Here is a 17,382-nt window from a genome sequence, read left to right as displayed (position 1 = left end):
GCCTCACGGGACGCGGGCGATCAGATAGCGGAAGACGTTGGGCATCCGGACGGTGCCGTCGGCGCGGCGGTACGGGTGCAGGGCCTCTGCCAGCTCCTTGCCGACCTGCTCGGCGTCGGTCGCCGCGATCGCCGCGTCGAAGAGCCCGGTGGACAGCAGTCCGCGCACCGCGCTGTCCCGGTCGGCGTATCCGAACGGGCAGGAGACCCGCCCGGAGCCGTCCGGGCGCAGCCCCGCCCGCTGGGCGGCCTCCTCCAGATCGTCCCGCCGGGCCGGGCGCCAGCCGCCGTTGCTGCGCAAAGGATCAGCCAGTTTCGCCGCGACCCGCAGCACGGTGGAGGTGGCGCAACGTTCCTGCGGACCCCAGCCGGCGAGCACCACGGCGGTGCCGGACGCCGCGCCGGGGAGGGCCCGCGTGAGCAGGGCGCCGAGCGCCTGCGGGTCGCCCGAGGGGCAGCGGACCGGGTCGAGCGCGGTGATCAGGTCGTACGGCCCGCCGCTCCCGGCGCCGGCCGGCGAGTCGTGGAGCAGTTCCGCGCGCGGGGCGCCGCCGTGCGACGGGCGCAGCCGTTCCCGGGCGAGGGCCAGGAGGCCGGGGCAGGGGTCGGTGCCGGTGACGGCGGCGCCCCGGGCGGCCGCGAGGAGCAGGGCGAGGCCCGCGCCGCAGCGCAGGCCGAGCAGACGGGTGTCCGGGCCCACGTCGAGCCGTTCGTACACGGCCTCGTGGAGCGGGACGAGCATGCGTTCCTGTATCTCGGCCCAGTCCCGCGCACGGGCCTCCGCGTCCTCCTGAGCTGTGGGATCCACGGGGGGCGGATACTGCCGTACGAGCGAAGCTGTCATGGATCAAGCGCTCCCATCCGCCGACGGTTCGCCGCTGTGTCCGGTCGTGTGTGGCCCCCGTGTCCGTCCTCGCGGACGTTCCACGTATGCCAGGTAACTCCCGCCTCGCGGCCCCGTCCAGAGGTCGAGGGGGACCGCTTGGGCGCGGGGCGCCGGTGTGGCGAGAATTCACATCCCGGCAATCAGGCTGCCCTTACGGTGATCACGCCGGAGGACGGGCCGGTGCCGAGGGGTGCGGTCGCGCACGGTAACGTCGCGACCGTCACGGGCGCTGACCGAGGTGGGACTCGGCGTCGAGAGCGGCCGAATCGCCCCTTGCGCATCCACGGGCCATCGTCGTGACAGGGCGTACCGGGCGGATCGTAGTGCCGTCTACGCACCGGCTTGTTACGAGCTGTGAGGCTTCCTCCGCACATCGGCGCACGCGCCCTCGTCAGGACGCATCAGTGCCAACTGACGGGTACGTGCAAATTATTTGGGATGCCCCGGAATAGGAACACAGCGTGCCCTCCGCTCGTTGTCATTACGTGAGCACGACACAGACACCACCTGTTCTCGCCGCAGAGCTGGCACAGGCGTGGGCCGATATTCAGCGGTACCACCCCGATCTGCCGGATCTCGCCGCGCCAGAGTCCCTGATCGGAGAGTCGTCGTCCGCGTGCGGACACGAGCTCTCCTTCGAACGGCTGCTCCATGAGGCAGTCCACGGCATCGCCGCCGCGCGCGGGGTCCGCGACACCTCCCGCGCCGGTCGCTACCACAACCGACGGTTCCTCTCGATCGCCGAGGAGCTGGGCCTGGACCACCCGGAGGAACCGCATCCCAGCAGCGGCTTCTCCCTGGTCACGCTCAACCCCGAGGCGAAGCGGCGCTACCGCCCGACCATCGAACGCCTCCAGCGCGCCCTCAAGGCGCACTCGGCGGCCACCACGGAGGACACCTCCCGCACCTTCCGGGGTCCCGCCGCCCGCCATGGCTCCTCCGGCGGCGGCGTCCGCGTCAAGGCCGTCTGCGACTGCGGTCGCAACGTCCGCGTGGTCCCCTCCGTCCTCGCCCAGGCCCCCATCGTCTGCGGCGGCTGCGGCAAACCCTTCCGCATCCCGGAGATGTCGGGCGCCGCCTGACCCTCCCGCCCGGCATCTCGTGGGTGCCGGACCCCACACCACGACCGCACACCGCGCCCGTCGGCACCCCAGGCCGGCGGGCGCGGCGCGGTGCCCCCGTCCCCCGGCGTGCCGCGGCTCCGGCCCCCGGCCAAGAGGGGTCCGCCGGGTATGGCAGAATGGATGGCTGTACTCGACAGCCGCACAGGACCCCTCTCTCCTCCGGCTGACGCGTCCGTCGGGCACACGGGTACCGCAACCCCACGCGGCAACGCGCCGTGCCCCACCACGTCAAAACCAGGAGAATCCACTCCCGTGGCAGTCAAGATCAAGCTGAAGCGTCTGGGCAAGATCCGTTCGCCTCACTACCGCATCGTCGTCGCCGACTCCCGTACCCGCCGTGACGGCCGGGCCATCGAGGAGATCGGCAAGTACCACCCGACCTACAACCCGTCGGTCATCGAGGTGGACGCCGACCGCGTGGCGTACTGGCTCGGCGTCGGCGCCCAGCCGACCGAGCCCGTTCTCGCCATCCTGAAGAAGACCGGCGACTGGCAGAAGTTCAAGGGCGAGCCCGCCCCGGCGCCGCTGCTCGTCGCCGAGCCGAAGCCGGCCCGTCCGTCGTTCGACGCCCTCGGTGGCGACGACGACGCCAAGGGTGAGGCCATCACTCAGAAGAAGAAGGCTGAGAAGAAGGACGAGGCCGCGGCTGAGTCCGAGTCGACCGGGGCCTGAGCAGCATGCTCGAAGAGGCGCTTGAGCACCTCGTGAAGGGCATCGTCGACAACCCCGACGATGTGCAGGTCGCCTCGCGCGACCTGCGCCGCGGGCGTGTGCTGGAGGTTCGGGTGCACCCCGAGGACCTCGGCAAGGTGATCGGCCGCAACGGTCGTACCGCACGCGCTCTGCGTACCGTCGTGGGCGCCATCGGCGGTCGCGGTGTCCGCGTCGACCTGGTCGACGTGGACAACGTCCGCTGACGCTTCATCGCAACCGGCTCGGGCCGGGGAGGGCCACTCGGCCGTCCCCGGCCCGCAGTCGTATGAGCTCGTCGTATGAGTTCGCCGTAGGAGCCCGCAGTCGTATCAGCAGGACACGCGCGGCAGATGACAGGAGAATCGGACAGGTGCAGCTGGTAGTCGCACGGGTCGGCCGTGCCCATGGCATCAAGGGCGAGGTCACCGTCGAGGTACGTACCGACGAGCCGGAGCTGAGGCTGGCCCCCGGCGCCGTACTCGCCACGGATCCCGCCGCCACGGGACCGCTGACCATCGAGACGGGCCGCGTCCACAGCGGCCGTCTGCTCCTGCGCTTCGCGGGCGTCACCGACCGGACCGGCGCCGAGGCCCTGCGCAACACGCTCCTGATCGCCGACGTGGACCCGGAGGAGATGCCGGAGGGTGAGGACGAGTACTACGACCATCAGCTGATGGACCTGGACGTGGTCACCGAGGACGGCGTGGAGGTCGGCCGGATCACCGAGATCTCGCACCTGCCCTCGCAGGACCTGTTCATCGTGGAGCGCCCGGACGGCACCGAGGTCATGATCCCCTTCGTGGAGGAGATCGTCGCCGAGATCGACCTGGCGGAGCAGCGGGCCGTCATCACGCCCCCGCCCGGCCTGATCGACGACCGCGCCGAGATCGCCTCCAGCCGTGAGGCGGGAGTGGCGGAGTCCGAGGAAGGCGAGCCGAAGGAGTCCGAGCCGAAGGAGTCCGAGCCGGAGGAGTCCGAGCCGGGGGACGACGCGTAATGCGCCTGGACGTCGTCACGATCTTCCCCGAGTACCTGGACCCCCTGAACGTCTCGCTCGTCGGCAAGGCCCGCCACCGCGGACAGCTCGCCGTCCACCTCCACGACCTGCGCGCATGGACGTACGACCGGCACAACACGGTCGACGACACGCCGTACGGCGGCGGCCCCGGCATGGTCATGAAGACCGAGCCCTGGGGCGACGCCCTGGACACCGTCCTGGCCGACGGCTACGAGAGCGGCGCCCACGCCCCCGCGCTGATCGTCCCCACCCCCAGCGGCCGGCCCTTCACCCAGGAACTCGCGGTGGAGCTCTCCGAGCGGCCCTGGCTGATCTTCACACCGGCCCGCTACGAGGGCATCGACCGGCGTGTCTTCGACGAGTACGCCACCCGGATGCCCGTCTACGAGGTCTCCATCGGCGATTACGTCCTCGCCGGCGGCGAAGCGGCCGTCCTCGTCATCACCGAGGCCGTCGCCCGGCTGCTGCCCGGCGTCCTCGGCAACGCCGAGTCGCACCGCGACGACTCCTTCGCGCCCGGCGCCATGGCGAACCTGCTGGAAGGCCCCGTCTACACCAAGCCGCCCGTCTGGCGTGACCGGGACATCCCGGACGTGCTGCTCAGCGGCCACCACGGCAAGATCGCCCGCTGGCGCCGCGACGAGGCCCTGCGCCGTACGACCCGCAACCGGCCCGATCTCATCGAGCGCTGCGACCCGAAGGTCTTCGACAAGAAGGACCGCGAGATGCTGTCCATCCTGGGCTGGGAGCCGGATCCGGACGGTCACTCGTACGGCCGATTTTGGCGCCGGGCCCCCGGCATGGAAGAATAAGCCGCTGCTGTGCGCTCGTCCGGTGTGCGCCCCTGCCACAGGGGGACAAGACGCCCGACCCGACCCGCGCGGCAGCCTCCTGTACATCTTCACTCCCGTTGATGACCTGTGGCATCAGCGAAGAAAGCAGACGAAATGTCTCACCTGCTCGACACCGTCGACTCCGCGTCGCTGCGCAGCGACCTCCCGTCCTTCCGCCCGGGTGACACGGTCAACGTCCACGTGCGCGTCATCGAGGGCAACCGCTCCCGTGTGCAGCAGTTCAAGGGCGTTGTGATCCGTCGCCAGGGCTCCGGTGTCCGCGAGACCTTCACGGTCCGCAAGGTCTCGTTCTCCGTCGGCGTCGAGCGCACCTTCCCGGTGCACACCCCGATCGTCGAGAAGATCGAGCTGGTCACCCGTGGTGACGTGCGCCGCGCCAAGCTGTACTACCTCCGTGAGCTGCGCGGCAAGGCCGCGAAGATCAAGGAGAAGCGCGACAACTGAGCGCCTCCCCGGAGTCATAGCGGGGCCGGATAACATCTCGCCCCGATGGACACCGAAGCACAGCCGACGAAGCGCGACCGCACCTCCCGCCCGGATTCCCCGGGCCCGGAGGAGCGGTCGCGTTTCGCGTTGTCGACGCGGATCACCGCATGGCTCCCGGGCGGCCGCGTCACCCTGACTCTCTTCGCCTGCCTGGTGTTCCTGCTCCTGCTGAGCACCTTCGTCGCGCAGCCCTTCCAGATCCCGAGCGGGTCCATGGAGGAGGGGCTGCGGATCGGCGACCGCGTCCTCGTGAACAAGCTGACCTACCGCTTCGGTGCCGGGCCCGCGCGCGGAGACGTGATTGTGTTCGACGGAAGCGGGTATTTCGGGGACGGCGACTACATCAAACGGGTCGTCGGGGTGGGCGGGGACCATGTGGTCTGCTGCGACAAGCGGGGGAGGATCGAGGTGAACGGCCGCGCGGTCGACGAGTCGGCGTTCCTCTACCCCGGGGACAGCCCCTCCAGCGTGCCGTTCGACGTCCAGGTGCCCCCGGGCGCCCTCTTCGTCCTCGGTGACCACCGCGGCGACTCCAGCGACTCCCGGGACCACCTCGGCTCGCCGGGCGGCGGCATGATCCCGGTCGGCCGCGTCATCGGCCGGGCCGACTGGATCGTCTGGCCGTACGCCCACTGGACCCATCTGACCCGGCCGTCCGCCTACGCGCGCGTGCCCGCCGCGACGGGCGGCGCCCATGGGTAACCGCGGCAAGCCGCGCGCGGGCTCCGCCCCGGCCGGCCCCGGTGCGTCCGGCACCGCCTCCCGGCGCAGCTCCGCGCCCGGTGGCGGCCGTACCCGCGCGGAACGGCGGAAACTCCAGCGCAAGGTCAAGCGCAAGCGCAGACGTTCAGCCGTTCGGGAGATCCCTCTCCTGGTGGGTGTCGCCGTGCTGATCGCGCTGGTCCTGAAGACCTTTCTCGTCCAGGCGTTCGTGATCCCGTCCGGCTCCATGGAGCAGACGATCCGTATCGGCGACCGTGTCCTGGTCGACAAGCTGACGCCCTGGTTCGGCGCCGAGCCGCACCGCGGGGACGTCGTCGTCTTCCACGACCCGGGCGGCTGGCTGGCGGGCGAACAGGCCGCCCAGAAGCCCGACCCGGTCGTGGTCAAGCAGCTCAAGCAGGGCCTCAGCTTCATCGGGCTGCTGCCGTCCGACAACGAGAAGGACCTGATCAAACGGGTCATCGGGGTCGGCGGCGACCACGTCAAGTGCTGCGACGCGCAAGGGCGGATCACCGTCAACGGCGTGCCGCTGTCCGAGAAGGACTACCTCTATCCGGGCAACGACCCGTCCGACATGCGCTTCGACATCACCGTCCCCAAGGGCCGGCTGTGGGTGATGGGCGACCACCGGGCCGACTCGGCGGACTCCCGCTACCACCGGGACTCCCCGTACGGCGGAACGGTGTCGCTGAAATCGGTGGTCGGACGGGCCATGTGGATCGGCTGGCCGGTCGGCCACTGGACGCGCCTTGAGGAACCTAAAACCTTTGCAAGCGTTGCCCGTGCCGGGACGCGGACGGCTGCGGCTCCGCCCCTGTCGCATAGGGTTGACCATGAGAATCCGAACGGAATGACCCCGCTCCCGACCCCTGCGGAACTCCCGCTCGTTATGGGAGTGGTGGGCCTGCGCCGTCTGTGGCGCGGGCGGCGGCACGGAGTAAGGAGTTGGCGTGGGGGATGTGGCGGTTGGCGCACGGTCGGGTCACGACGGCGAGGAGCACCGCGGAAACCCCGCGGAGGCGCACGACTCAGGTTCGGACGGCGCGATGACCACCGGAAATGACGCGACGGGCGACGACGGCGGGCCGCGCGAGGGGCAGGGCTTCGGCGGCGGCGGTTCCGGCGGCACCGGCGACGCCACGCCGCCGCCCAGGAAGCCGCGCTCCTTCTGGAAGGAGCTGCCGATCCTGATCGTGATCGCGCTGGTCCTCGCGCTGCTGATCAAGACCTTCCTGGTCCAGGCGTTCTCGATCCCCTCCGCCTCGATGGAGAACACCCTCCAGATCGGCGACCGCGTCCTGGTCGACAAGCTCACCCCGTGGTTCGGCTCCGAGCCCGAGCGCGGCGAGGTCGTCGTCTTCCACGACCCGGACGACTGGCTGGCCGGCGAGCCCGCGCCGAACCCGAACGCGGTGCAGAAGGTCCTCAGCTGGGTCGGGCTGATGCCCTCCGCCAATGAGAAGGACCTGATCAAGCGCGTGATCGGCGTCGGCGGCGACACCGTCGAGTGCAAGGGCACGGGCCCCCTGCTGGTCAACGGCAAGGCGCTGAACGAATCGTCGTACGTCTACCCCGGCAACACCCCGTGCAGCCAGGACGACCAGGGCGGCCAGTTCAAGGTGAAGGTCCCCAAGGGCTTCATCTGGGTGATGGGCGACCACCGGCAGAACTCCCGGGACTCGCGCTACAACCAGACCGACAAGAACCACGGCTTCGTGCCCGTCGACAAGGTCGTCGGCCGCGCCATCGTCAAGGCATGGCCCATCAGCCACTGGGGCACCCTGCCCGTCCCGGACACCTTCGACCAGCCCGGCCTCGGCAATCAGCAGTCCTCCGCCGCCGCCTCGCTGACGGTCGCCCCCGAGGGCGTGGCCGTCGCGGCCGTCGCCCCCGTCGTGGTGTGGCGGCGCCGGCGCACGGACCGGCTGCGTTCGGACGCCCTGCCGAAGTCGGCCGGCGCACCGCGCTGAGCCCCGCGCCCCCGCTTTCCCGGGCCGCGTGTGAAGCTCCGGGAAAGCTGTGCCCCAGGTCTCGAAAGAGGGGCTGACCTCGCTCGGTACCGACAGGTAGGGTGCGGGTCCATGGGTGGTGAGAGTACGACGCGTACGGCCCCGCACAGCGGCGGCACCGGGACGGCGGCGAGCGGCGGCCGGCTCGGGCAGCGGCTGTCCTCGGTGGCCGTGGCTCTGGGCCTGGTGCTGTTCCTCGGCGGCTTCGGGTGGGCGGCGCTGAGCTATCGGCCGTACACCGTGCCCACCAGTTCCATGACGCCCACCATCGACGCGGGCAACCGCGTGCTCGCCCAGCGGGTGGACGGCGGCGAGGTGCGCCGCGGCGATGTGGTCGTCTTCCGCGACAACAGCTGGGTCACCGGCTCCGACGTCGTCAAGCGCGTGGTCGCGGTCGGCGGCGACACCGTCTCCTGCTGCACGGACGGCAAGCTGACCGTCGACGGCAAGCAGATCGACGAGCCGTATCTGCCCAAGGGCACCCTGGCCGAGAACCAGAACTTCGCCACCGTGACCGTCCCCAAGGGCCGGCTCTTCCTGCTCGGCGACGAACGCCAGGGCTCCCTGGACTCCACCGCCCACCTCACCGACGCCGCCAAGGGCACCGTCGCCCGCACCGCGGTGATCGCCCGGGTGGACGCCGTCGTCTTCCCGTGGAAGGGCGGCCTGAAGCGCCCCACCGGATTCGAGGCGCTGGGCACCCTCTCGCAGCCGGGTCCGCTGCCCACCATCGAACTGCTGATCGTCGTCGGCGCCGTGCTGGTCCTCGGCGGCGGCGCCTACGGTCCGATCGCCAAGCGGTCCGGCCGCTCCCGGGCCCGTGCCGCCCGCGCGGAGGCGGCCGGTGCCCGCTGAACCCGAGTGCGGGCAGCCGTCCGAGGGCGGCCCGCGCAAGGTGGCCCGCGTGGTGCTGCTCGACCCCGAGGACCGCATCCTGCTGCTGCACGGACATGAGCCCGACGACCCCGCCGACGACTGGTGGTTCACCCCCGGCGGCGGTGTGGAGGGCACCGAGACCCGCGCCGAGGCCGCGCTGCGGGAACTCGTCGAGGAGACCGGCATCACCGAGGTCGAGCTCGGCCCGGTGCTGTGGCGGCGCCGCTGCTCCTTCCCGTTCGCGGGCCGCCGCTGGGACCAGGACGAGTGGTACTACCTGGCCCGTACGACCCAGACCGCGACCGCGCCGACCGGCCTGACGGAGCTGGAGCGGCGCAGCGTCGCCGGAGCGCGCTGGTGGACGTGCCGGGAACTGACCCGGGCACATGAGACGGTGTATCCGACCAGACTCGCCGAGCTGCTGCGCACGCTGCTCGACGAGGGTCCCCCGGCCGGCCCGGTGACCCTCGATACGGAAATCGTCTGAGGGCCGGCGGAACTGGCGCACAATGGGTGGATCGCACGGCTGAAGGGGAACATGCCATGAGCGCCGAGGACCTCGAGAAGTACGAGACCGAGATGGAGCTGAAGCTCTACCGGGAGTACCGAGATGTCGTCGGTCTGTTCAAATACGTGATCGAGACGGAACGGCGCTTCTACCTCACCAACGACTACGAGATGCAGGTGCACTCGGTCCAGGGCGAGGTGTTCTTCGAGGTGTCGATGGCCGATGCCTGGGTCTGGGACATGTACCGGCCGGCTCGGTTCGTCAAGCAGGTCCGGGTGCTCACGTTCAAGGACGTGAACATCGAGGAGCTGAACAAGAGCGATCTGGAACTGCCGGGCGGCTGATGACCTGCGGGTTTCGCCCGCTTGAGCCATCCGGGTGACGAGGTTTTCCACAACCGCCCGGTCGTCCACCAAGATCCACTTTGCTGGGCGGGATGCGTGACGGTTGGCGCCGGAGGTGGTGCCGACATGAACGCACGAGAGGCGATCGGCAGGTACGGAGAGGACCTGGCCGCGCGGCGGCTGGCCGAGGGCGGGATGACGATCCTGGCGCGCAACTGGCGCGCCGGGCGCGGCGGCGAGATCGACATCGTGGCCAGGGACGGCGAGGTCCTGGTCGTCTGCGAGGTCAAGACCCGCACGGGCGGCCGTTACGAACATCCCATGGCCGCGGTGACCCCCGAGAAGGCTGCCCGGCTGCGCGACCTCGCCGAACACTGGATCCACGCCCACGGCGGCGCCCCACCGGGCGGCGTCCGCATCGACCTGGTCGGCGTCCTCGTCCCCGGCCGCGGCGCCCCGCTGGTCGAGCATGCCCGGGGGGTGGCCTGAATGGCATTCGCCCGCACCTGCTCCGTCGCCCTGGTCGGCGTCGAGGGCGTGGTCGTCGAGGTCCAGGCCGACCTCGAACCCGGCGTCGCCGCCTTCACCCTGGTCGGCCTCCCGGACAAGAGCCTGACGGAGAGCAGGGACCGGGTGCGTGCGGCGGTGGTGAATTCCGGCGCGCCCTGGCCCGCCAAGAAGCTGACGGTCGGGCTCAGCCCCGCGTCCGTGCCCAAGAGCGGAAGCGGCTTCGACCTGGCGGTCGCCGCGGCCGTCCTCGGAGCCGCGGAACGGATCGACCCCCGGGTGCTCGCCGACATCGTGATGATCGGCGAGCTGGGCCTGGACGGCCGGGTGCGCCCGGTGCGCGGCATCCTGCCCGCGGTCCTCGCGGCGGCCGACGCGGGGTACGAACAGGTGGTCGTGCCCGAGTGCGCCGCCGCGGAGGCCGCGCTGGTCCCGGGTGTCTCGGTGCTCGGCGTCCGCAGCCTGCGCCAGCTCATCGCGGTACTGGCCGAGGAACCCGTGCCCGAGGAGGAGCCCGACGAGCTGGGCCGCCCGGATCCGCTGCTGGCCGGGCTGCGGGTGCCGGGCACCGGCGCCGCCACCGGCATGCACAGCCTGGGCGCGGCCCAGCACGAGTCAGAGCACGACCTGGCGGACGTCGTCGGCCAGACCTCGGCGCGTACGGCCGTGGAGGTGGCCGCCGCCGGCGGACACCATCTCTTCCTCGAAGGGCCGCCCGGCGCGGGCAAGACGATGCTGGCCGAACGCCTGCCCGCGGTCCTGCCGAGGCTCACCAGGGAAGAGTCCCTGGAGGTCACGGCGGTGCACTCGGTGGCGGGGCTGCTGCCACCGGGCAAACCGCTCATCGACATCGCCCCCTACTGCGCCCCGCACCATTCGGCGACGATGCAGTCGCTCGTGGGCGGCGGCCCCGGCATCGCGCGCCCGGGGGCGGTCTCCCTCGCCCATCGCGGAGTGCTGTTCCTGGACGAGGCACCCGAGTTCCACAGCCAGACCCTGGACGCCCTGCGGCAGCCCTTGGAGTCCGGGCATGTCGTGATCGCGCGCAGCGCGGGAGTGGTCCGCTTTCCGGCGCGCTTCCTGATGGTGCTGGCCGCCAACCCGTGCCCCTGCGGCCGCTTCTCCCAGCGTGACGCCCTGTGCGACTGCCCGCCCTCGGCGATCCGGCGCTACCAGGCCCGGCTCTCCGGGCCCCTGCTGGACCGGGTGGACCTGCGCGTCGAGGTCGATCCGGTCACCCGGGCCCAGCTCACCGCGCCCGGCGCCCGGGGGGAGTCCACGGCGACCGTCGCGGACCGGGTCCGAGGAGCCAGGGAGCGTACGGTCGCCCGCCTCGCCGGAACACCCTGGCGCACCAACGCCGAGGTGCCCGGCAGGGAGCTGCGCAGCCGGTTCCAGGCCGTCAGCGGCGCGATGGACGAGGCCGAGCGCGGCCTGGAGCGGGGCGTGCTCACCGCCCGCGGCATCGACCGGGTGCTGCGCGTCGCCTGGACGGTCGCCGATCTCGTCGGACACGACCGCCCGGACGCGATCGACGTCGCCCTCGCCCTGCAATTGCGCACCGGCGTCCCCCGCGGGGTCCCGATGGCCATCGGCGCGCTGGCATGAGCGGCGGCGGCACCGAGGCGGGATGGCCGGTCCAGGGACCGTCCTACGAGAGGTCGTCGGTTCCCGGACCGACCGGAGAGGGGCTGCCGGTCCCTGGGCCGGCCTCGGGGGACCGGGCGGGGGCGGGCTGCGTTGGCGCTGGCTGTGGCTCTGGGCCCGAGGGTGGCCAAGGGGCTGGCCGCAGCCCTGGCGCCGACCGGCGCCCTGGGCTTGGACGCGGCTGTGGCGCTGGCCGTGGCCCTGGTCCCGGTCATGGCTTCGCCCTCGGCGGTGGCTCTGGCTCCGACGGTGGTTTTGGGTCTGGGCCTGGCTGTGGTTCCGGGCCCGACCGTGGCTCCGGTACCGATGGTGGCTCTGGCTCCGACGGTGGTCTTGGGCCTGGCTGTGGCTCTGGCTCCGACGGTGGCCCTGGGTCGGGCTGTGCCCCTGGCCCCGACCGGCGCCCTGGGGCTGGCCGCGACTCTGGTGCCGACCGTGACCCTGGGCCGATCCCTGGCCCCCACCCTGACCGGGGCCCTTGCCTTGGTCACGGGGCGGGGGCCGGCCCTGATGCGGACGAGGGGCGCGGCTCCGGAACGGGCCGTAGCCAGGCGGCTTTCCGGGACCTCGGGTCGGCCTGGGTCGGTCGACCGCGCCCCCGCCCTGCTCCAACCGTGGCCCCCGGCCTTGGCCCTGACCCTGCCCCGCGCCAGGGCCCGAACCCTGACCCGGACTCCACCCCCGGTCCCACGAGGGGCCCGGACCCCGGTCAGACCATGAGCCCGGACCCTGATCCCACCGCGGACCTGCGTCCGAACCCGGGCGCCGACCCCGACCCCCCAGCGGACGCGGAGACCCTCGGCCGGATCTTCCTTGGGCGGGTGATCGAGCCCGGGGACGAGGTCGGGGGGCGGTGGGTGAGGGAGTTCGGGGTGGGGGAGGTGGTGCGGCGGGTCAGGGACGGGGGCGCGGCGTTGCCGGGGGTCGGCAAGGTGCGGTGGGCCGGGCTCGTGGCGCGGGCCGCGCGGGCGGCCGAGCCGGGGCGGGATCTCGCGCGGGCACGCGCGGCGGGCGCCCGCTTCGTGGCGCCCGGCAACCCCGAGTGGCCGCGACAGCTGGACGACCTCGCCGACGCCCGCCCCCTCGGGCTCTGGGTCCGCGGCGGCCCCAGCCTGCGCATGTGGGCCCTGCGCTCCGTCGCCGTGGTCGGCGCCCGCGCCTGCACCGAGTACGGCACCCACGTCGCCGCCACCCTCGCCGCCGGCCTCGCCGAGCGCGGCTGGGTCGTCGTCTCCGGCGGCGCCTACGGCATCGACGCCGCCGCCCACCGCGGCGCCCTCGCCGCCGCCGGAGCCACCGTCGCCGTTCTGGCCAGTGGGGTCGACCGCCCCTACCCGCGCGGCCACACCACCCTGATCGAACGGATCGCGCAGCAGGGCCTGGTGATCGGCGAGCTGCCCCCGGGCGAGCACCCGACCCCGAGCCGCTTCATCCTGCGCAACCGCGTCATCGCCGCCCTGACCAGGGGCACCGTCGTCGTGGAGGCCGCCTGCCGCAGCGGCTCGCTCGCCACCGCGCGGGCCGCGCAGCGCCTGGGCAGACACACCATGGGGGTGCCGGGCCCGGTCACCAGCGCGCTCAGCGCCGGGGTGCACGAACTGCTGCGCGGCGAGGCCGTCCTCGTCACCGACGCCGCCGAGGTGAGCGAACTCGTCGGCGACATGGGCGACCTGGCCCCGCCCCGCACCGGCCCGGTACTGCCTCGCGACCTGCTGACACCGGCCGCCCGGACCGTCCTCGCCGCGCTGCCCGGCGCCCGCGCGGCCCCCGCCGGGGAGATCGCGGCGGGGGCCCGCACCACCCCGGACGAGGCGATCGCGAAACTGTACGAACTCCGAGCACTTGGATACGTCGAACGACACGGCGATGGCTGGAAGTTGACACGCCAGGCGGTCATCTCGGCCCGGACGGGTCGCCCCCCATGCTGACCGAGCGTGTTCGGCCGTCCGGGGGAACACCCGACGCCCTTGGAGTTTCCCGGAGTTGGCGTCCATCCGCCATCACACAGAGCGAGCTGCGGAAGGTGATGCCCAAGGGGCCTCCGGGACCCGCGCAGGGGTGGTGCCTCGTCGTTCGCGCACCGCGACTCCCCAGTCACGCTACGCTCACGAAGACGTCTCCACAGACCACCCAACTCGACATCAGACCGACACCTCACCCAGGCGGCCGCTTTCGACCCCCGACCATCCCGCACCGCACTCACGGTCACGGCACTTGACGGCACTTCACGGCAGAACGGCACAAGGCGACGAATGCCCCAGCACACCTCCGGGTCCGACCGGGCGGCGATCCCCCCAGCCGCCCGCGACGGTGGCAGCGTGCGGCCGCCCGCTCCCTCGACGCTCGACGAGCTGTGGCGGTCGTACAAGGCGACGGGGGACGAACGGCTGCGGGAGCAGCTGATCCTGCACTACTCGCCGCTCGTGAAATACGTGGCGGGCCGGGTGAGCGTCGGCCTGCCGCCCAATGTGGAGCAGGCCGACTTCGTCTCCTCCGGGGTGTTCGGGCTGATCGACGCGATCGAGAAGTTCGACATCGACCGGGAGATCAAGTTCGAGACGTACGCGATCACCCGGATCCGCGGCGCCATGATCGACGAGCTGCGGGCGCTGGACTGGATCCCGCGCTCGGTGCGGCAGAAGGCGCGCAATGTCGAGCGCGCCTACGCCACCCTGGAGGCCCGGCTGCGGCGCACCCCGAGCGAGAGCGAGGTGGCCGGGGAGCTGGGCATGGAGGTGGACGAACTGCACGCCGTCTTCAGCCAGTTGTCGCTCGCCAACGTGGTCGCCCTGGAGGAGCTGCTGCATGTCGGTGGCGAGGGCGGGGACCGGCTCAGCCTCATGGACACGCTGGAGGACACCGCCGCGGACAATCCCGTGGAGGTGGCCGAGGACCGTGAGCTGCGAAGATTCCTCGCGCGGGCCATCAACACGCTGCCCGACCGGGAGAAGACGGTCGTCACGCTCTACTACTACGAGGGCCTCACGCTCGCCGAGATCGGCAATGTCCTCGGGGTCACCGAGAGCCGGGTCAGCCAGATCCACACCAAGTCGGTGCTCCAGCTGCGGGCCAAGCTGGCCGGCTTTGGACGCTGAGCGGACGCCGTCGCGCGCGGGCGCGTCCTAGAGTGGTCGACGTGCCAAGGATTCGAGCGGCCTCCGTGGCCGAGCACCGGTCGATGCAGCGAGCCGCTTTGCTGGACGCGGCTCGTTCCCTGTTGTCCGAGGGCGGGACGGAGGCGCTGACCTTCCCCGCGCTGGCCGAGCGCACCGGGCTCGCGCGCTCCTCCGTGTACGAGTACTTCCGGTCCCGGGCGGCCGTGGTCGAGGAGCTGTGCGAGGCCGACTTCCCGCTCTGGGCGGCGGAGGTGGCCGCGGGCATGGAGCGCGCGGGCTCCCCCGAGGGCAAGGTCGAGGCGTACGTCCGCCGGCAGCTGGCCCTCGTCGGGGACCGGCGGCACCGGGCGGTCGTGGCGATCTCCGCGAGCGAGCTGGACGCCGGGGCCCGGGAGAAGATCAGGGCGGCCCACGGCGAGCTGGTCGCGATGATCGTCGAGGCGCTGGGGGAGCTGGGCCAGGCGCAGCCGCGGCTCGCGGCGATGCTGCTCCAGGGCGTCGTGGACGCGGCCGTACGACGCATCGAGATCGGCGCGGAGGACCCGGCGGCGGTGACGGAGGCCGCGGTCAGGATGGCGCTTCGGGGTGTGCGGGGCTGAGCACCGCGGGGGTCAGCCGGTGAGCACCGGCAGCAGTCTCGACGGCCCCCGCCCCAGCAGCCACGGCGGCAGCAGGGACAAGGGGTTCAGATAGGTCCCGCCCCGCAGCAGACCCCAGTGGACGCAGGCCGCGGCCCCGCAGTGCGCCCCCGTCGCCGCCACCACCCCGACCACGTCACCGGCCGCCACCTCCGTCCCCTTCTCCACCGAGGGGCTCACCGGTTCGTACGTCGTCCGCAGCCCCGTCCCCGCCAGCTCCACCGTCACCACTCCCCGCCCGGCCACCCGTCCCGCGAAGGACACCCGGCCCGCCGCCACCGCCCGTACCGGGCTCCCGGGCGCGGCCGCCAGATCCACGCCCCGGTGCCCGGGGCCGTACGGCGTGGCCGGCGGCTCCCAGCCGCGCAGGACCGGTGGCCGTACCCCCACCGGCCAGACCCGGGCGATGGCCGGCACCCCGGCCCCGGCCCCCGTCGCATCCGAGGCCGGCCCCGCCGAGGGCCCCCTGGAAGGTCCCGCTGAAAGGGGCCCCGTAGGCGGCCCCGTCGAAGGCCCCGTCGGTGAAGACCGCGCCCACGCCCGGCCCCCGGACCCGGTCCCCGCCCCGATCCCGTACACCACCAGCGTCAAGGCCGTCACCAGGACCGCCCACCTTGTCCCGCACCCCACACGTCGTCGCATGCCCCCACCGTCCCGCACCCCGCCGTCCCGGCTCCTTCACCTGTGGGCTACTCCCCGGTTGTGGACAGCTGCGTCACCCGGTGGCCCGGCGGTCCCGTACACTTCTTCTGGCGATCCGGGTCACCGGGTCGACTTCGCACGCCCCGGTACGGCATCCGGAAACGGTTCGTACCAAGCGCCTCTCGGTCCTTCGCGGCACGGCGCACGCGGGCGTCAGGCGCGACCGCCGTCCGGCGGGCGCGGCACAACCGAGAAACTCAAGGAGATGGCCATGGCCGTCGTCACGATGCGGGAGCTGCTGGAGAGCGGCGTCCACTTCGGTCACCAGACCCGTCGCTGGAACCCGAAGATGAAGCGCTTCATCTTCACCGAGCGCAACGGCATCTACATCATCGACCTGCTCCAGTCGCTGTCGTACATCGACCGCGCCTACGAGTTCGTCAAGGAGACCGTCGCCCACGGCGGCACGGTCATGTTCGTCGGCACGAAGAAGCAGGCGCAGGAGGCCATCGCGGAGCAGGCCACCCGCGTCGGCATGCCCTTCGTCAACCAGCGCTGGCTGGGCGGCATGCTCACCAACTTCTCGACCGTCTACAAGCGTCTGCAGCGCCTCAAGGAGCTCGAGCAGATCGACTTCGAGGACGTCGCGGCCTCCGGTCTGACCAAGAAGGAGCTGCTGGTCCTCTCCCGCGAGAAGGCCAAGCTGGAGAAGACCCTCGGCGGTATCCGCGAGATGCAGAAGGTGCCCAGCGCCGTCTGGATCGTGGACACCAAGAAGGAGCACATCGCCGTTGGTGAGGCCCGGAAGCTGAACATCCCGGTCGTCGCGATCCTCGACACCAACTGCGACCCCGACGAGGTCGACTACAAGATCCCGGGCAACGACGACGCGATCCGCTCCGTCACCCTGCTCACCCGCGTGATCGCCGACGCCGTCGCCGAGGGCCTCATCTCCCGCTCTCGCGTCGCCACCGGTGACAAGGGCGAGAAGGCCGCGGGCGAGCCGCTCGCCGAGTGGGAGCGCGACCTGCTCGAGGGTGAGAAGAAGGACGAGGCTCCTGCCGCCGAGGCCGCCGCCGAGGCCCCTGCCGCCGAGGCTCCTGCCGCTGAGGCCGAGGCCACCGAGGCGCCCGCCGCCGAGGCTGAGGCTCCCGCCGCCGAGGCCGCTCCGGCCGAGGAGAAGGCCGCCGAGGGCGAGCAGGTCTGATCCGCCGCGTCAGCGTTTGACAGTGGGGGCGGCGACATCGACTCCGCCCCCGCTGTTCACCCATAGGTCGGTACGACGTATGCGTTCCGTGTCTCCATGTGGAGC

Annotated in this window: 20 protein-coding genes; 18 read left to right on the top strand and 2 right to left on the bottom strand. The window is 72.1% G+C overall.

Annotation, left to right across the window (positions count from 1 at the left end; translation table 11 throughout):
* Positions 1-3 precede the first annotated feature (3 nt).
* On the bottom strand, positions 4-843 hold the full coding sequence (locus GHR20_RS10655; protein ID WP_153813039.1) for an SAM-dependent methyltransferase: 840 nt from the start codon (positions 841-843) through the stop codon (positions 4-6).
* Positions 844-1,370: 527 nt separating this feature from the next.
* Between GHR20_RS10655 and GHR20_RS10650 the strand changes: the two genes are divergently transcribed.
* The 17 genes from GHR20_RS10650 (at position 1,371) to GHR20_RS10570 (ending at position 15,389) form a co-directional block, all read left to right on the top strand.
* Positions 1,371-1,967, top strand: a complete 597-nt coding sequence (locus GHR20_RS10650; RefSeq protein ID WP_037654570.1) for a hypothetical protein — start codon at positions 1,371-1,373, stop codon at positions 1,965-1,967.
* A gap of 294 nt (positions 1,968-2,261) precedes the next feature.
* Positions 2,262-2,681, top strand: coding sequence for a 30S ribosomal protein S16 (gene rpsP / locus GHR20_RS10645; RefSeq protein ID WP_111585578.1), 420 nt, complete (start codon positions 2,262-2,264; stop codon positions 2,679-2,681).
* Positions 2,682-2,686: 5 nt separating this feature from the next.
* On the top strand, positions 2,687-2,926 hold the full coding sequence (locus GHR20_RS10640; RefSeq protein ID WP_037654567.1) for an RNA-binding protein: 240 nt from the start codon (positions 2,687-2,689) through the stop codon (positions 2,924-2,926).
* Between the two features lie 146 nt (positions 2,927-3,072).
* Positions 3,073-3,699 (top strand): ribosome maturation factor RimM, encoded by a 627-nt coding sequence (rimM, locus tag GHR20_RS10635; RefSeq protein ID WP_153813038.1) that lies wholly within the window; start codon positions 3,073-3,075, stop codon positions 3,697-3,699.
* Positions 3,699-4,532 (top strand): tRNA (guanosine(37)-N1)-methyltransferase TrmD, encoded by an 834-nt coding sequence (gene trmD / locus GHR20_RS10630; protein WP_153813037.1) that lies wholly within the window; start codon positions 3,699-3,701, stop codon positions 4,530-4,532. The genes rimM and trmD overlap by 1 nt, the downstream gene beginning before the upstream one ends.
* Before the next feature lie 135 nt (positions 4,533-4,667).
* The gene (rplS, locus tag GHR20_RS10625) at positions 4,668-5,018 is read left to right on the top strand and encodes a 50S ribosomal protein L19 (RefSeq protein ID WP_111585582.1); all 351 of its coding nucleotides are present in this window, start codon (positions 4,668-4,670) and stop codon (positions 5,016-5,018) included.
* 45 nt (positions 5,019-5,063) lie between these two features.
* Entirely contained in the window at positions 5,064-5,762 is a 699-nt protein-coding gene (gene lepB, locus GHR20_RS10620) for a signal peptidase I (protein ID WP_153813036.1), read from the top strand.
* The gene (lepB, locus tag GHR20_RS10615) at positions 5,755-6,846 is read left to right on the top strand and encodes a signal peptidase I (protein WP_148025249.1); all 1,092 of its coding nucleotides are present in this window, start codon (positions 5,755-5,757) and stop codon (positions 6,844-6,846) included. Before lepB (GHR20_RS10620) ends, lepB (GHR20_RS10615) begins: the two co-directional genes overlap by 8 nt.
* Positions 6,734-7,753, top strand: a complete 1,020-nt coding sequence (gene lepB, locus GHR20_RS10610; RefSeq protein ID WP_111585585.1) for a signal peptidase I — start codon at positions 6,734-6,736, stop codon at positions 7,751-7,753. Before lepB (GHR20_RS10615) ends, lepB (GHR20_RS10610) begins: the two co-directional genes overlap by 113 nt.
* A gap of 111 nt (positions 7,754-7,864) precedes the next feature.
* Positions 7,865-8,647, top strand: coding sequence for a signal peptidase I (gene lepB / locus GHR20_RS10605; RefSeq protein WP_111585586.1), 783 nt, complete (start codon positions 7,865-7,867; stop codon positions 8,645-8,647).
* Positions 8,637-9,155: an NUDIX hydrolase gene (locus GHR20_RS10600; protein ID WP_148025247.1), complete on the top strand. Its 519-nt coding sequence runs from the start codon at positions 8,637-8,639 to the stop codon at positions 9,153-9,155. Before lepB (GHR20_RS10605) ends, GHR20_RS10600 begins: the two co-directional genes overlap by 11 nt.
* 56 nt (positions 9,156-9,211) lie before the next feature.
* Positions 9,212-9,520, top strand: coding sequence for a DUF2469 domain-containing protein (locus tag GHR20_RS10595; protein ID WP_003965949.1), 309 nt, complete (start codon positions 9,212-9,214; stop codon positions 9,518-9,520).
* A gap of 126 nt (positions 9,521-9,646) precedes the next feature.
* Positions 9,647-10,009, top strand: a complete 363-nt coding sequence (locus GHR20_RS10590) for a YraN family protein (RefSeq protein ID WP_194858859.1) — start codon at positions 9,647-9,649, stop codon at positions 10,007-10,009.
* Positions 10,010-11,635 carry a YifB family Mg chelatase-like AAA ATPase gene (locus tag GHR20_RS10585; protein ID WP_153813034.1) on the top strand — a complete coding sequence of 542 codons (1,626 nt, stop codon included), beginning with the start codon at positions 10,010-10,012 and terminating at the stop codon, positions 11,633-11,635.
* 755 nt (positions 11,636-12,390) lie between these two features.
* Positions 12,391-13,602, top strand: coding sequence for a DNA-processing protein DprA (gene dprA / locus GHR20_RS10580; protein WP_153813033.1), 1,212 nt, complete (start codon positions 12,391-12,393; stop codon positions 13,600-13,602).
* Between the two features lie 324 nt (positions 13,603-13,926).
* On the top strand, positions 13,927-14,769 hold the full coding sequence (gene whiG, locus GHR20_RS10575; RefSeq protein ID WP_111585591.1) for an RNA polymerase sigma factor WhiG: 843 nt from the start codon (positions 13,927-13,929) through the stop codon (positions 14,767-14,769).
* Between the two features lie 65 nt (positions 14,770-14,834).
* The gene (locus GHR20_RS10570) at positions 14,835-15,389 is read left to right on the top strand and encodes a TetR/AcrR family transcriptional regulator (RefSeq protein ID WP_153815926.1); all 555 of its coding nucleotides are present in this window, start codon (positions 14,835-14,837) and stop codon (positions 15,387-15,389) included.
* A 12-nt stretch (positions 15,390-15,401) separates the two neighbouring features.
* On the opposite strand, the gene GHR20_RS10565 is transcribed toward GHR20_RS10570, so the two are convergent.
* Positions 15,402-15,998, bottom strand: coding sequence for a M23 family metallopeptidase (locus GHR20_RS10565; protein ID WP_194859113.1), 597 nt, complete (start codon positions 15,996-15,998; stop codon positions 15,402-15,404).
* A 343-nt stretch (positions 15,999-16,341) separates the two neighbouring features.
* Here GHR20_RS10565 and rpsB point away from each other — a divergent pair, with 343 nt between their 5' ends.
* Entirely contained in the window at positions 16,342-17,277 is a 936-nt protein-coding gene (gene rpsB, locus GHR20_RS10560; protein ID WP_111585593.1) for a 30S ribosomal protein S2, read from the top strand.
* Positions 17,278-17,382: the final 105 nt, after the last annotated feature.

The organism is Streptomyces sp. SUK 48, assembly GCF_009650765.1.
In the GTDB taxonomy this organism is placed as follows: domain Bacteria; phylum Actinomycetota; class Actinomycetes; order Streptomycetales; family Streptomycetaceae; genus Streptomyces.
This window is presented reverse-complemented; position numbering and strand designations above follow the sequence as displayed.

Coding starts and splice junctions, on each gene's coding strand:
- GHR20_RS10655 (WP_153813039.1), bottom strand. CDS start 843: ATGACAGCTTCGCTCGTACGGCAGTATCCGCCCCCCGTGGATCCCACA.
- GHR20_RS10640 (WP_037654567.1), top strand. CDS start 2,687: ATGCTCGAAGAGGCGCTTGAGCACCTCGTGAAGGGCATCGTCGACAAC.
- trmD (WP_153813037.1), top strand. CDS start 3,699: ATGCGCCTGGACGTCGTCACGATCTTCCCCGAGTACCTGGACCCCCTG.
- rplS (WP_111585582.1), top strand. CDS start 4,668: ATGTCTCACCTGCTCGACACCGTCGACTCCGCGTCGCTGCGCAGCGAC.
- lepB (WP_153813036.1), top strand. CDS start 5,064: ATGGACACCGAAGCACAGCCGACGAAGCGCGACCGCACCTCCCGCCCG.
- lepB (WP_148025249.1), top strand. CDS start 5,755: ATGGGTAACCGCGGCAAGCCGCGCGCGGGCTCCGCCCCGGCCGGCCCC.
- lepB (WP_111585586.1), top strand. CDS start 7,865: ATGGGTGGTGAGAGTACGACGCGTACGGCCCCGCACAGCGGCGGCACC.
- GHR20_RS10595 (WP_003965949.1), top strand. CDS start 9,212: ATGAGCGCCGAGGACCTCGAGAAGTACGAGACCGAGATGGAGCTGAAG.
- GHR20_RS10590 (WP_194858859.1), top strand. CDS start 9,647: ATGAACGCACGAGAGGCGATCGGCAGGTACGGAGAGGACCTGGCCGCG.
- GHR20_RS10585 (WP_153813034.1), top strand. CDS start 10,010: ATGGCATTCGCCCGCACCTGCTCCGTCGCCCTGGTCGGCGTCGAGGGC.
- dprA (WP_153813033.1), top strand. CDS start 12,391: ATGAGCCCGGACCCTGATCCCACCGCGGACCTGCGTCCGAACCCGGGC.
- whiG (WP_111585591.1), top strand. CDS start 13,927: ATGCCCCAGCACACCTCCGGGTCCGACCGGGCGGCGATCCCCCCAGCC.
- rpsB (WP_111585593.1), top strand. CDS start 16,342: ATGGCCGTCGTCACGATGCGGGAGCTGCTGGAGAGCGGCGTCCACTTC.